This window comes from Eudoraea chungangensis, from assembly GCF_029360665.1.
GTDB lineage: Bacteria > Bacteroidota > Bacteroidia > Flavobacteriales > Flavobacteriaceae > Eudoraea > Eudoraea chungangensis.
Genome location: NZ_JARDUB010000001.1, coordinates 1,020,899 through 1,032,953, shown reverse-complemented (window position 1 = coordinate 1,032,953; position 12,055 = coordinate 1,020,899). Strand labels below are relative to the sequence as shown.

Here is a 12,055-nt window from a genome sequence, read left to right as displayed (position 1 = left end):
CCTATTTTTGGGATGCAAATATAATAGTTTCTTCGAAATAGCCCAACAAAAAATAATGGATTATTATTTAATTAGCCATTTATAAATATCGTTGCCATTTGCAAATAACAATAATGCTATTAAAAGGAAAAAACCAATCATCTGTGCATATTCTAAAAACTTATCACTTGGCTTCCTTCCTGTAACCATTTCATACAATAAAAAAGTAACATGGCCCCCATCTAAAGCCGGGATGGGTAAAATATTCATAAAGGCTAATATAATAGATATTAAGGCCGTAGTAGACCAGAAAGCCGGCCAATTCCAAGTGTCTGGAAACATACTCCCTATGGCCGCAAATCCACCGACTCCTTTATAAGCTCCTGTTTCTGGATTAAAAATTTTCTTTAACTGTTTTACATAATTAGACAAGGTTGTTACCCCCTTGTCTATCCCCGCAGGAATAGACTCCTCGAAACTGTATTTTTTAGTCTCCAGTTTAAAATAACCACGATCTTCCATTTCTTCAAAAGTCATCCCTCCGAGGCTAAGACCTATGGTGGCAGAATCGCTTATTATTACAGGTATTTGCATTTCTTCATCTCCACGTCTAACACTTAATGCGACTTCTTGCTCTTTAAATTTCTCTAACAGCGGCTTGGCCTCATCAAAATATTTAATTGGCATATTATTGATACCAATTATCTGATCTTTTGGAGCAAGACCCGATTCTTTGTTGGAGGAATTCTCCGGAATAGCTCCTACAACAAAGGGAATTCTTGGCCCGATAAATCGAATTTTCTCTTCATCCTCAAGAAGCGTTGAGATAAAGTCTACTGGAATTTCTTTTTCTATGGTATTCCCATCGCGGTTTATGGTAATACTATTCCCGTTTATTATTTCGCCGAGCAAAGCATCGAAATTATCAATTTCTTCTCTATCGATTGCCAAAATCTTATCCCCTGTTTGAACCCCAAGAGCATCACCAATGGCTTTCTCTCTTACCCAGATCCCATCAGGCAAACTATTCATTGGGATAAACTGATCCCCATAAGAATAGGCCATCCCTATATAAATAATTACGGCAAGGATAAAATTTACCGTTACACCACCCAGCATAATTATAAGTCGCTGCCAGGCCGGTTTACTTCGGAATTCCCATGGCTTTGGCTCCTCGGCCATTTGTGCCGTATCCATGCTTTCGTCAATCATCCCGGATATCTTCACATACCCCCCTAAAGGGAGCCATCCAATACCGTAAACTGTTTCGCCTATCTTTTTCTTAAATAGTGAAAACTTAATATCAAAAAACAGGTAAAACTTCTCCACCCTTGTTTTAAAAAGTTTGGCAGGGATAAAATGCCCTAATTCATGTAAAACAATTAAAAGAGAGAGACTCAAAAAGAATTGTATCGTCTTTATTAATATGGGACTCATTGATGATTTTTAAAACTAAAACGCACAAAAGTAATCTTTTAGAAGGTCTTAAAAAAAGAAAGTGCCGGGGATGCCTTAATATTTATGAAAGTTTTAGCAGCAGGAAGAGCTATTCTATTTGGAAGACAACGATTAGCTGCGTTACCTTTGTATAAATTGTCTTTATGCTAAACTTCTTTGCAAAATACAAATTGTTTGGAATTGTCTTACTTGTACTATCCGGTATTATCATTTACTTGTTTTACAATGCCCTTCAACCAAGGGAGCTGTTACGAGTCTATCAACCTGCTGATTTCAATTCCGAATTGATGGATAGCAGCATTACACATGTAAAAAAATACCATACTATCGCAGACTTTTCCCTAGTAAACCAGAATGGGCAGACTATAACCCAGGAAGACTACGAGGATAAGATTTATATAGCCGATTTTTTCTTTACCACCTGCCCCACCATATGTCCAAAAATGACCCAAAACATGGCCTTTATACAAGAAGAGATTAAGAATGATCCTGACATCTTATTGGTTTCTCACTCGGTTACTCCTGAGATTGACTCGGTACCGCAATTAAAAAAGTATGCTTTGGAAAAGGGCGTAATCGATGAAAAATGGAACCTCTTAACTGGGGATAAAAAACAGATTTACGAACTGGCCAGAAAATCCTATCTGGCCGTTAAAACAGACGGTGATGGAGGCCCATACGATATGATTCATACGGAAAATTTTATACTCGTAGACAAAGAAAGACGTATTCGCGGAGCCTATAATGGTACCAGTAAAGAAGATATGGAACGTCTATTACAAGATTTGAATATCCTTAAAATGTCTTACCTCCGTTAATTTAGCCCATGGAGCCACTAAATATGGCTACCAAGCTGTTGTAGTCCGATTTTTAAATTTTTCCATTAAAACTTCAGCTTTTTCTTCTATTTTTGTCCTTACTTAAAATCAATCTAAATAAAAATTGCGCATTACCGTAGCACATCTGAAAAGAGGAGAAAGAGGAATTATAAAGCGTTTTGCTGAGGATATTCTGCCTATAAAACTTCTGGAATTGGGATGTCTTCCTGGAAATGAAGTAGAGATGGTGCAGATTGCTCCTTTAAAGGATCCCCTGTATATTAACGTTAGTGGATCTCATATCGCCATTAGGAGAGCTACTGCCCTTCAAATAGAGCTAGATATTATTGATCCCAAAGCTATTCTATGAGTAAGAGTATCAATGTGGCGTTAATTGGAAATCCGAATACGGGTAAGACTTCTGTTTTTAATCAACTTACGGGATTAAGTCAAAAAGTAGGTAATTATCCAGGAATAACGGTAGAGAAAAAAGAAGGTATCTGCAAACTTTCAAGAGGGGTGAAAGCCCATATACTAGACCTACCAGGCACCTATAGTTTAAACACTACTTCTTTAGATGAAAGTGTTGTGGTAGAACTACTGCTAAATAAGAAGGATAAAGATTTTCCAGATGTGGCGGTAGTGGTCAGTGATGTGGAAAATTTAAAGCGTAACCTTTTGGTATTTACGCAAATTAAGGATTTAAAAATCCCAAGTATCCTAGTCATAAATATGTCAGACAGGATGGAAAAAAAAGGGATTTCCCTCAATATTTCATTGCTCGAAGAGCTATTAAACACTAAAGTTGCCTTAATAAGTTCAAGAAAAGGAACCGGAATTGATGGCCTTAAACAGTTAATTGCGGATTATAAAACCATTTCTGCAGAACCTAACTTAGATACTACAGTTATTGCGCCTGAGTATTTTGAAAAACTAAGAAAAACCTTCCCAAAGGAAGATTTATACAAGCTATGGATTGTAATAACACAGGATGTGAACTTTATGCCAATTGAAAAAAAGGCAGTAAAAGATACTTCCTCCTTTACCACAAAATCCAAAGCAGAATTAAAACGCTTGCAGCAAAAAGAAACGATATTAAGGTATCAGTTTATAAACAAAGTTCTCAAGGAGACTTATTTAATAGACCGAAATGCAGCAAAAGGATGGCGAGCCTCGATAGATAGAATTCTTACCCATAGAGTTTTTGGTTATCTAATTTTCCTGTTTATCCTAGTAACTATTTTTCAGGCTATTTACGATTGGAGTAGTTACCCCATGGATTTTATTGATGCTCAATTTGCAGCTGCAAGTGAATGGATTAAAACAACCCTGCCCCCAGGGGTTTTTACCAATTTACTAGCCGAAGGTATATTAGCTGGGATTGGCGGCATTGTCATCTTTATTCCACAAATAGCTTTTCTGTTTCTTTTTATTGCCTTACTTGAAGAATCGGGCTATATGAGTAGAGTAGTCTTTTTAATGGATCGCATTATGCGACCCTTTGGTCTGAGTGGGAAAAGTATTGTTCCCTTAATCTCCGGGACGGCATGCGCCATTCCGGCCGTTATGGCCACAAGAAACATCGAAAATTGGAAGGAAAGGCTTATCACTATATTGGTTACCCCTTTTATTACCTGTTCTGCACGCCTTCCGGTCTATCTAATTATAATTGCCTTGGTGATTCCCGAAGGTAGGTTTTTTGGATTGAGCTATCAGGCACTCACCCTAACTCTGTTATATTTAATAGGATTTGGAGCCGCTATTTTTTCGGCTATGATCTTAAACAAAATCTTAAAAATTAGGAGCAGGAGCTTTTTCGTTGTAGAAATGCCAAGCTATAAAATGCCCCTTTTTAAAAATGTCTTCTATACCGTGGTGGAAAAGACAAAAAGTTTTGTCTATGGTGCGGGTAAAATAATTCTTTCTATCTCTATTGTGCTTTGGTTCCTTGGTTCTAATGGGTATTCTTCAGAATTTAATAATGCCGAAGAAATAGTTACTCAAAAAATTGAAACTATAGGTTTTGATGAATACAATCAAGAGCAAATTCAAAGAGAGCTCAATTCTTATAGAAGTAGGGTAATGCCTGAGGCTTCGAGTGCATCGGATAGCGAAATGGCTTTGGCGATGAGAGATTCTATACAAATCAAAAAGCTTTCTTTAGAAAATAAAGCCAGAAACCAAGAAATTGCTAGTTATAAGTTAGAAAACTCTTATATAGGTACCATTGGTAAAGCCATAGAACCAATGGTTCTGCCTTTGGGTTATGATTGGAAAATTGGGATTGCCGTGCTCACTTCATTTGCTGCAAGGGAAGTTTTTGTAGGTACCTTGGCTACCATTTACAGCGTTGGTAACGACGAAGAGGAGACCGAAACAATTAAAGAAAGAATGGCTTCCGAAATTAATCCTAAAACCAAAAAGAGCTTATTTAATTTGGCTTCTGGAATTTCTCTATTATTATTTTACGCCTTTGCCATGCAATGTATGAGTACTCTTGCAATTGTTAAAAGGGAAACGAATAGTTGGCGATGGCCAATTGCTCAATTAATTTTTATGAGCGTTTTTGCGTATATTGTTGCTTTAATTGCATTTCAAGTTTTAAAATAATATGGAAGTAATACAAGCCGTCTTAGTCTACCTAACCCTAGGATATGCAGTATTCTTTTTAGCAAAGAAATATATCTTGCCAAAAGGTTTTTTTGGTCTTAAAAAAGAAAGTAAGGGCTCTTGTGGGCAAGATAATTGTGGCTGTCATTAGCCTTAAATAAAATTTCCCAGCACGCTAAACAACAATAAGACCCAGCCAATTACCAAAAATAGGCCGCCAAGTGGGGTAATAGGCCCCAAAAACTTCCATTTTCTTCCTTTTAAGCCGCTTAGTATTAATCCGTAAATACTAAAAGAAAAAAGAAAGGTTCCCCAAATTAAAAAGTGCGCCATATAAACTTCTAGTCTTTTTGTAAAACCGAGGTTAAAACTTAATATCAGAAGTAATAGAGCATGATACATCTGGTACTTCACTGCTGTCTCATAACTTCCCAGTTGCCCTTCGTTAAAATGCTTTTTTAATACATGGGCTCCAAAAGCTCCTATAATAACTGCAGACAGGCCATAAAAAGAGGCCATTATCTGCATAATCAATATTGTCTCCATATTATATACTCGCTTAAATCGGAAAGATACTTTGCTAATATTAGAACACAAAAAAAGCCCATTCATAATTATGGATGGGCTTAAAGATATTTTGAGACTATTATACCTGACTCAATCCCCCGTCTACGGCCAATTCAATACCGTTTACATAACTGGCTTCGGGTGAGGCAAGAAAAACAACTGTCTCTGCAATCTCATTATCCTCACCAAAACGTTTCAGAGGATTAGCAGCGGCAAAACCCTCCCCCATTACGGAGACAGTCTCCTCTGACATTCCCATCTTATTATAGATTGGTGTTGCTATTGGTCCCGGGGCTATAGAATTTACCCGTATTTTTCTAGGTGCCAATTCTGTAGTGAGTACCCTTGCATAAGCTCTAAGCGCTCCCTTAGTAGCACTGTAAATCGCCGCCCCTTCAAAACCTTTTTGATGTACTATCGAGGTATTAAATATTATAGATGCCCCATCATTTAAGTTTGGGATAGCGTACTTTACCAAGAAGGCTGGCCCCTTAATGTTGGTGTTGAACTGAGAATCGAAATGATTTTCATCTATACTTTCTGCAGGAGCAAAATACGCCACTCCGGCATTTACAAAAAGAACATCTATTTTCCCATAAGCTGCTACAGCAGTCTCAATCAATCTTTTATTGTCTTCTAATTTTGTCTGATCGGCCAAAACAGTGCTAAAGGTTCCTTTAAGATTTGCTGAGACCTCATCCAGTGCCTCCTGTCTTCTTCCCGAAAATACTACTTTGGCTCCTTCTCTGAGAAAACTTTGCAACGTTGCAAATCCTATTCCCGAATTTCCTCCTGAAATTACTACTACCTTGTCTTTAAATCTATCCATTGTTATTGTTTTATTTTGGAATGTTCGTTCCAAATGTGATTAAAAAAATTATTTAATTACTTCTATTGTATTCTTTATTATTTCCTTTAAAACTAACTTATCATTAATTAAAATTCCTGTCATCCGAAATCCCTGAAAGGCTGAAAACAAATAATAGGCATAGGAATCTGCACTTTGTTTGGTATTTATATTTCCAAGCTTTTGGCCTTCTAAAACAAGATCTCTAAAGATATTTATGGAATTTTCTTGATTATTGAGTAACCAGTCCTGAATTTTCCCTTCTTGTTTACCCAGTTCCGTCTTACAGCTCATAACATAGCATCCCTTATTTAAGCCTTCATTTGCTATTATGGGAAGAAATATTTCGAAAATAAACTGCACTGCCTCTAAAGGGTTATTTGCCTTCAAAAGTGCCTTTTGAAATAAACTGCCACTTTCTTTCTGATAAAACTTAAGTGTTTGCAGGTACAGGTTTAGTTTGGAGTCAAAGGAATTATATATACTTGACCTGTTTAAGCCAGTAGCCTCGACTAAGTCTTGCATAGAGGTTCCATGATAACCTTTAGCCCAATATACCTCTGTCGCGGCTTTTAAAACTTCTTCTTTATTATACTCTTGTAATCTTGCCATATCGTTTATGCCCAACAAATATATTATAAAACGTTCGTTTCAAAATTATTTTTAACATCCTTTTTAGAATTTTCTTAGAATATGGCCATTTACTATTTTGTTGCTTTTCTATACTAAATCAAGAAAACCCTCTCCCGATTCACCACCCAAGAGCAGTAATACCCTAAGTGAATATATTTTGGCTATTCACAATAAAGCGTTTTGAAGTATGTTATAAGTATCTTTATTAAAAAGATAGAAGGATTACGGACCCGATACTTCTTTTTATGATTCAAGGGGCTCTTAAGGGAGAAATTGACTAACCAAAAAGCTCAATATTATAGTTCTACTTTAATCTCAGTATCCTCCTCTACTTTAAAGGAACACTCTTTATAGGGTGGGGGTCCAAAGGTTTTCATTTTACCAAGGGAAAAAGAGATCGGCTCTTTAGGGATTCCTATAAAATTAGTGTCTAGAACCTCATTGTCATTTTCATCGTGAAAAATGGCCAGAGCATATTCCCCTTCTGGTAAATCTTCAATAGTAACTATGGTGGCTCCCTCAGATGCACTATTCATACCTCCGGAAAACATCTTGTCGGAATCTAAAAAGCTGTCGGAACTGTCGTAAACCGCCACCAAAATTGAACCATTACTGTGTTCTACCCCAACAACTTCTATGGTAAGTTTATGCTGTGAAATGGCAAAAAAGGGAAGTACTAGTAAGAGAAAAGCAAGTTTTTTCATAGGGCAAATTATGGACTATTAATATGAACTCAATTATTTAATTTTTATTATCAAGACTTCCCGAAATCTTAGAGTCTAAATACTCATACAATTGGATGGTTTCTAAAGAATCTGCCAAATTTATAAAAAGTAAAAGTGAATCTTGGTAACGAAGTCTTAATTTTCTGTGCTCAAGGTTATCTACATAGACATAGACAGTATTTTCAGGTTTTAATGAATCTATAAAAACCCCTTTCTCTTTAGACCAAGCCGAAAAACCACTACTGCGCTCCAAGGAGGGTATCTTCTTAACCCATTCTATTTCATTGATGCTATTAAATGGCAGGTTCTTGTAATATACTCCGGACAATACATTAAAAGAATTCTCTTCCTCCCAAACCCAATTCTTATAGTGAGCAAGAAGTGAAAAAAAACATACGACAAGAGTAAAAAGTAAAAGTATACTCCATACCCAATGACGTTTTTGTTTCCTCATAATTAATCAAGTTCTATTTTGTATTATACTTTTCAAACCATGCCAAGGTATGTGCTATTTTTGTAATTAAGTTACTAGGCTTGTTGGCTATGCCGTGACTTGCGTTGGGAATTTCAACTAATACGGTTTCTATTTCTCGTAATTTTAAGGCATGATACAATTGCTTAGCTTCACTTGGAGGAGTCCTTAAGTCATCCATACCAACCATGACCATGGTCGGTGTATTTATATTACCAACGAGAGATAATGGAGAAAATTTCCAATACCCTTCAAAATTTTGCCAAGGCTGTCCGGGATACCTGGAATTGGCATATCTAAAATAATTGTCCGCAACTAAGGTTTTACTTATCCAATTCATAACAGGTTTGGCAACTACAGCGGCTTCAAAACGATTATTTTTACCAATAATCCATGCCGTCATAATTCCGCCAGCACTTCCACCAGTTACAAATAGTTTGTCCTCATGTGCAATTCCCATCTGTATACACCAGTCCACGCCATCCATAACATCATTGTAATCTTCCCCTGGATAATTGTTGTAAAGTAAATTTCCAAATTCTTCTCCATAACTAGTACTGCCTCTGGCATTGGGATAAAGGACGATATATCCTGCGGCTGCGTACAATTGCATTTCCGCAGAAAATCTGTCCCCATAATTTAAAATAGGACCTCCATGATTTTCAACCAATAAGGGATACTTTTTATTCTTATCGTAATGAGGTGGATACACTACCCAGGCCTGTATCTTTCTTTTATCTATAGACGATTCATACCATATTTCTTCAACCTCTCCCAGAATTCTATGGTCAAAAAGAGTCTTATTTAATGAGGTGAGCTGTCTTAATTCTTTATTCTTCGTCTCTAGAACAACCAAATCCGCTGGATGCTTGGGGGTACTCTTATTGTAGGCGATTATATTGGATTTTGAAACACTAAATGAACCTCCGGCATAAGGACGTCCTAGAGAGGTGCCACCCATGTCCTTTGCCAATTCCGTTATCTTTCCGGACAAGTTGATATGGGCAATCTTGGAATTTCCCTTATCGTCATAGGAAACATAAAAACCACTCCCCTTAGCATCCCATTGAAACGACTTAATACTCCTATCAAAGTCTTCCGTGATAGCGCGCATTCCAGATTCGCCTATTGTATGGAGATATAAGTCCGTGACCTGATACGCCTGTACCTTATCTTCATAACCTAAATAAGCAATATGTTTTCCGTCTGGTGAAACAGAAGGCATACGCGCAGGACCATTTGTCTCCACTACCTTAGAAACAGTTCCTGAAAAAATATTTACCACATATATATCACTATTTCTAAAATCGTATTCCCAATTCTCATTTCGGTTGGCTGAAAAGTAAATACTACTTCCGTCCTTAGACCAACTGAGTTTTCCACTATGTTGAAAGCTATCCTTGGTTATTTGAATTGGCGCTCCTCCTTCAGAAGAAATAATAAAAATATGCTTATACCCATCAGGAATATAACCACTGCCATCTTTTTCATGGTAAAGCCTATTGGTAATTCTTGGTGGTGCAGCCCAAGTAGCTCCTTTAGGTTTTTTAGGCATTTTTGCCAATACTGGTGGTGCCTCGCTAACAAACATGGTAAAGGCTAACTGATTTCCGCTTGGAGACCAACTGAGAGAACTTGGTGTAAACGGCAGCTGAGATATCCTTGCTGTTCTCCCTGTATCGAACCAATAAACATAAATCTCGGAACCTTCCTCTGTTGCTCTTATATATGCTATTCTATCTCCTGAGGGTGACCAACTAGGACTTAGCTCATTAGCCTCCCCCTGGGTTAGTTTCTGATGCGTTTTCCCATCCGAACTAATTAACCAAAGGTTACCTTTCGCCTTATCCCTCATCACATCAAATCCCATATTTCTATATACCACCCAAGAGCCATTGGGTGATATTTGCGGGTCCGAAACATACTTTAAAGCAAAGACATCTAAATAGTTAAATTCTTTTTTTTGGCCAAAACTAAGGCACGTGACTCCGGCTATGAAAAACGCAATTAGAAGGTGTTTAAAATTCATATTATTAACATTTAGAATAAGTTTTTAAACTTACACATTAAGCCAATAGAATCCAACAATTCGGTCGGCTCTATTGTCTGCTTGATACATTTTCTACTTTAGATTAAAAGCTCCACTCTTTGAAAATTATTACCTTTAACTTTTAGCTGCTAATTTGATTGGCAGGAATCTTATAATTAATTGCCCAGGCTTATGTTTACCTCCGAAAATTTTCTGAAGGCACAAAAAAGAAAAGATTTAGTTGCCCTTGCAGCTGAAAACCAAATTGATATCTCCAAGACACTAAAAACTATTCAATATGAGGAAGAACTGCGACTACTTCAAATTGAATTAGTAAACCTTCAACAATGGGTAACCAAAAATAAGCTTAGAGTTGCTGTTATTTTTGAAGGAAGAGATGCCGCTGGGAAAGGAGGAAGTATTAAAAGATTTACCCAGCATTTAAACCCACGGACAATGCGAGTCGTTGCGCTTTCAAAACCCACGGAAGTGGAAAGTGGACAATGGTACTTTCGCCGCTATATAAAAGAGCTGCCAAACCCTGGAGAAATTGTTTTTTTTGATCGGAGCTGGTATAATAGAGCTGTAGTGGAACCGGTAATGGGATTCTGTACTAAAAAAGATTACGAACAATTCATGGTTCAAGTCCCCGGATTTGAGCACATGCTATACGAAGATGGTATACTACTAATAAAGTTTTGGTTTTCTATTTCTAAAAAAGAACAGAAAAAAAGAATTGAAAGTCGACTAAGAAATCCACTAAAAAAATGGAAATTTAGTCCTGTAGATAAGAAGGGACAAGCCCTCTGGGACAAGTATACGTATTTCAAAGAACAAATGTTTTCTAAAACGCATACTACTTTTAGTCCATGGATAATCGTTAAAGCCAATGATAAGAAAACTGCCCGTTTAGAAAGTATACGATACGTATTATCAAAATTTGATTATGGGAGAAAAACAAATCACAAAACCTCTATTCTCCCAGATCCTAACATAATTCTGAGATATTACCGACATATTCAGCAAATTGATATTTAAGCATGTCCGAAATAACCAAACATACCAAAATCCTTTCAGAAGAAGACCTCGATTTACTTAATTCCAAACAAGGCTTAAAGAATCTGTTTTTAGAAAAAAAACTCAATATTGATAAGGCGCTTCGCCTAACGCGATACGAAAAGGAGTTTATAAGGCTACAAACAGAATTAGTTAAACTTCAGAACTGGGTAATAGAAAAAAACAAAAAGATAGTCATCCTCTTTGAAGGCAGGGATGCTGCTGGAAAAGGTGGAGCTATTAGACGAATTACCGCTCATATCAATCCCAGACAATATAGAATTGTTGCCCTCCCAAAACCTACGGTAGAAGAGAGCGGTCAATGGTATTTTCAGCGGTACGTTAATAAACTACCCAAACCAGGAGAAATAGTATTCTTTGATCGAAGCTGGTACAATAGAGCCGTGGTTGAGCCGGTAAATGGGTTTTGTACCAAATACCAATATCAAAATTTCATGAAACAGGTTAATAGTTTTGAAAGGATGATAATGGACGCAGACACCTATTTAATTAAATTTTATTTCTCCATTACTAAGGAAGAACAAGCCAATAGGTTTAAAGAAATCCGATCTAATCCTCTTAAGAAATGGAAAATGACTGCGGTAGATTTAAGAGCCCAGGAATTATGGGACGATTATACTTCCTTTAAATTAAAAATGTTTGAGAGTACTAATTTAAAAGAATCGCCTTGGGTTATCATTGAGGCAGATAAAAAATCAGAGGCAAGAATAGAAGCTCTAAAATATGTTATTGACACTATTCCCTATGAGGATTTAGAGTCTGAATAACCATTTCCCACAATTTTGAGTGCAAAAATAAAATCAGGAGAATCATTCATTCCCCTTAAGGCAGTTACATCCC

At 36.8% G+C, this 12,055-nt stretch carries 12 protein-coding genes; 5 read left to right on the top strand and 7 right to left on the bottom strand.

All coding sequences use genetic code 11. From position 1 onward, the window contains the following. Positions 1–63 precede the first annotated feature (63 nt). Positions 64–1,416, bottom strand: coding sequence for an RIP metalloprotease RseP (gene rseP / locus PXG98_RS04575; protein ID WP_276389229.1), 1,353 nt, complete (start codon positions 1,414–1,416; stop codon positions 64–66). A gap of 164 nt (positions 1,417–1,580) precedes the next feature. On the opposite strand from rseP, the gene PXG98_RS04570 reads away from it, so the two are divergent. From PXG98_RS04570 to feoB, 3 genes are all read left to right on the top strand, one after another. Further along, a complete protein-coding gene (locus PXG98_RS04570) occupies positions 1,581–2,255 on the top strand; it encodes an SCO family protein (RefSeq protein WP_276389228.1) in 675 nt (224 codons plus the stop codon). Positions 2,256–2,379: 124 nt separating this feature from the next. Continuing rightward, a complete protein-coding gene (locus tag PXG98_RS04565; RefSeq protein WP_276389227.1) occupies positions 2,380–2,625 on the top strand; it encodes a FeoA family protein in 246 nt (81 codons plus the stop codon). Further along, complete coding sequence (feoB, locus tag PXG98_RS04560; protein WP_276389226.1) at positions 2,622–4,865, top strand: ferrous iron transport protein B; 2,244 nt, start codon at positions 2,622–2,624, stop codon at positions 4,863–4,865. The genes PXG98_RS04565 and feoB overlap by 4 nt, the downstream gene beginning before the upstream one ends. Positions 4,866–5,018: 153 nt before the next feature. Here feoB and PXG98_RS04555 read toward each other — a convergent pair whose 3' ends face one another. The 6 genes from PXG98_RS04555 to PXG98_RS04530 all read right to left on the bottom strand — a co-directional run bounded on the left by PXG98_RS04555 (position 5,019) and on the right by PXG98_RS04530 (position 10,138). Next, positions 5,019–5,411: a DUF423 domain-containing protein gene (locus PXG98_RS04555; RefSeq protein WP_276389225.1), complete on the bottom strand. Its 393-nt coding sequence runs from the start codon at positions 5,409–5,411 to the stop codon at positions 5,019–5,021. A 100-nt stretch (positions 5,412–5,511) separates the two neighbouring features. After that, positions 5,512–6,261, bottom strand: coding sequence for an SDR family oxidoreductase (locus PXG98_RS04550; RefSeq protein ID WP_276389224.1), 750 nt, complete (start codon positions 6,259–6,261; stop codon positions 5,512–5,514). A 48-nt stretch (positions 6,262–6,309) separates the two neighbouring features. Next, the gene (locus PXG98_RS04545) at positions 6,310–6,891 is read right to left on the bottom strand and encodes a TetR/AcrR family transcriptional regulator (RefSeq protein WP_276389223.1); all 582 of its coding nucleotides are present in this window, start codon (positions 6,889–6,891) and stop codon (positions 6,310–6,312) included. A gap of 317 nt (positions 6,892–7,208) precedes the next feature. Continuing rightward, on the bottom strand, positions 7,209–7,616 hold the full coding sequence (locus PXG98_RS04540; protein WP_276389222.1) for a DUF2141 domain-containing protein: 408 nt from the start codon (positions 7,614–7,616) through the stop codon (positions 7,209–7,211). Between the two features lie 37 nt (positions 7,617–7,653). Next, on the bottom strand, positions 7,654–8,091 hold the full coding sequence (locus PXG98_RS04535) for a hypothetical protein (protein ID WP_276389221.1): 438 nt from the start codon (positions 8,089–8,091) through the stop codon (positions 7,654–7,656). Between the two features lie 13 nt (positions 8,092–8,104). Further along, positions 8,105–10,138 carry a S9 family peptidase gene (locus PXG98_RS04530; RefSeq protein ID WP_276389220.1) on the bottom strand — a complete coding sequence of 678 codons (2,034 nt, stop codon included), beginning with the start codon at positions 10,136–10,138 and terminating at the stop codon, positions 8,105–8,107. A gap of 192 nt (positions 10,139–10,330) precedes the next feature. On the opposite strand from PXG98_RS04530, the gene ppk2 (PXG98_RS04525) reads away from it, so the two are divergent. Next, positions 10,331–11,176: a polyphosphate kinase 2 gene (ppk2, locus tag PXG98_RS04525; RefSeq protein ID WP_276389219.1), complete on the top strand. Its 846-nt coding sequence runs from the start codon at positions 10,331–10,333 to the stop codon at positions 11,174–11,176. A gap of 2 nt (positions 11,177–11,178) precedes the next feature. Next, positions 11,179–11,982, top strand: a complete 804-nt coding sequence (gene ppk2 / locus PXG98_RS04520) for a polyphosphate kinase 2 (protein ID WP_276389218.1) — start codon at positions 11,179–11,181, stop codon at positions 11,980–11,982. The last annotated feature ends 73 nt before the right edge of the window (positions 11,983–12,055 follow it).

Bases quoted from the DNA above. Each gene is read 5' to 3' on its own strand.
- PXG98_RS04540 (WP_276389222.1), bottom strand. From the start codon at position 7,616: ATGAAAAAACTTGCTTTTCTCTTACTAGTACTTCCCTTTTTTGCCATT.
- PXG98_RS04535 (WP_276389221.1), bottom strand. From the start codon at position 8,091: ATGAGGAAACAAAAACGTCATTGGGTATGGAGTATACTTTTACTTTTT.
- PXG98_RS04570 (WP_276389228.1), top strand. From the start codon at position 1,581: ATGCTAAACTTCTTTGCAAAATACAAATTGTTTGGAATTGTCTTACTT.
- PXG98_RS04545 (WP_276389223.1), bottom strand. From the start codon at position 6,891: ATGGCAAGATTACAAGAGTATAATAAAGAAGAAGTTTTAAAAGCCGCG.
- PXG98_RS04550 (WP_276389224.1), bottom strand. From the start codon at position 6,261: ATGGATAGATTTAAAGACAAGGTAGTAGTAATTTCAGGAGGAAATTCG.
- feoB (WP_276389226.1), top strand. From the start codon at position 2,622: ATGAGTAAGAGTATCAATGTGGCGTTAATTGGAAATCCGAATACGGGT.
- PXG98_RS04530 (WP_276389220.1), bottom strand. From the start codon at position 10,138: ATGAATTTTAAACACCTTCTAATTGCGTTTTTCATAGCCGGAGTCACG.
- rseP (WP_276389229.1), bottom strand. From the start codon at position 1,416: ATGAGTCCCATATTAATAAAGACGATACAATTCTTTTTGAGTCTCTCT.
- ppk2 (WP_276389218.1), top strand. From the start codon at position 11,179: ATGTCCGAAATAACCAAACATACCAAAATCCTTTCAGAAGAAGACCTC.
- PXG98_RS04555 (WP_276389225.1), bottom strand. From the start codon at position 5,411: ATGGAGACAATATTGATTATGCAGATAATGGCCTCTTTTTATGGCCTG.
- ppk2 (WP_276389219.1), top strand. From the start codon at position 10,331: ATGTTTACCTCCGAAAATTTTCTGAAGGCACAAAAAAGAAAAGATTTA.